At 65.3% G+C, this 1639-nt stretch carries 1 protein-coding gene; it reads right to left on the reverse strand.

The features are described 5' to 3' along the window. Nucleotides 1-261 precede the first annotated feature (261 nt). Nucleotides 262-1639 (reverse strand): thioredoxin domain-containing protein (locus QT222_RS01415; protein WP_491476067.1); only part of this gene is annotated, 1378 nt, incomplete at its 5' end.

Raw genomic sequence — 1639 nt, forward strand, 5'->3', positions numbered from 1 at the left:
TTTTTTCGCACAGCAGAGGGCGTCGTACTTGACTTATGATCTGTGGGGGGGGGGGTTGTTTAGAAGAGGCGGGAGCGAGGCGGGTTTGTTGTAGGAGGCGAGGCAAAGGAAGAAATTTTTTGCTTAGATGCCCCCGGCCCGCGCCAACAGCTTCGCCAAAAAAAACAGAGAGTTACGACGGCGCTACGACGGCCACCGCCTCTGACGACCTGACGAGCCTCGTTGCAGTCTCAGGCGTCGTCGCCTACGGTTTCTCCGCCCTCAGGCGTCGTCGCCCGCGGTGAACCACGCCAGCGCCTCGTCGATGTCGTGGGTCGGCGCAGAGCAGGTGAAATTCTCGCAGGCGTAGACGGTCGGTTCGCCATCGGTCGCCTCGCGGGCGGCCCAAATCGGCGGAGCCTCGTCCAGTTCGAGTTCGTCGAGCCACGCGTCCAGTTCGTCGTCGGTTGCGGGTCGGCGAGAGACGACGAGACCGGGGAGGTAGCGCGAGGCGATGGTTTCGCGCCACTCGTCGGGCATCTCGTCGGCGGCGACGGTGAGTTCCGGGACGCCGCTGGCGGCCTTTTCGGCGGCGAGGACGAGCGAGACGTGTTCGAGCGGGCTACCGCGAACGCGGTTGGCGAAGGATTCGAGGACTGCGTCGGCGGCATCGCCGAAGCCAGCGTCCGGCGCGAAGTGTTCGAGGTCCAAGAACAGCGACGTGGCGACGCCGAGACTCGACGGCGTGGACTGGTCTGTCGCCTCCTGTGGGCGCGTCACCAGTGCCTCACCGCTTTCTGGTGTGAAGTAGAGCGTTCCCGCGGCATCGTCGTAGAACTCGCGGTGGGTCGCCCGCGCGAGGTCGATAGCGAACGAAAGCGGTTCGAGGTCGCCGGTCGCCTGATAGAGGTCGAACGCACCGCGCGCGAGGAAGGCGTAATCTTCGAGGTAGCCGTCGCCTTTGACCTCGCCGTTCATCACGCGCCGCGAGAGCGTTTCGGACGCCTCGTCCCAGAGGTGTTCGCGCACGAAGTCGAGAGCACGGCGAGCGTCGTCGGCGAGCGAGTCGTCGGTGAGGGCGACTGCACCCTGCGCGAAGGCCGAAATCATCAGCCCGTTCCAACCGGCGAGCACCTTTTCGTCGCGGGCGGGTCGCTCGCGGTCTGTGCGGGCCGCGAAGAGTTCCTCGTGAGCCTCTTCGAGTCGCTCTTCGACTTCGGATTCAGTGAGGTCGTACTCCTCGGCGAGGTCCGCGGTGGTCGCCGAGACGTTCAAGACGGTCGTCTTATTTTCGAAGTTGCCGCCGGGCGTGACGCCGTAGCGGTCACAGAAGAGGTCGGCTTCGAGTTCGGGAAGATGGCTTCGCACGTCTTCTGGCGTCCAGACGTAGAACGTCCCTTCCTCGCCGCCGGACTGGGCGTCGAGGGTGGCGAAAAAGCCGCCGTCGTCGTGCGAGAGTTCCCTGCGGACGAACTCGAACGTCTCGCGGGCGACGGTCGCGTACGACTCGTTTCCGGTGAGGCGGTAGGCATCGAGATAGCGGGCGGCGAGACCGGCCTGGTCGTAGAGCATCTTCTCGAAGTGCGGAACGGTCCACTGGCGGTCGACACAGGAGCGATGGAAGCCGCCCCCGAGGGGGTCGCGGGGACCGCCGTTAGCC

It is taken from the genome of Haloferax sp. s1 (genome assembly GCF_058382125.1).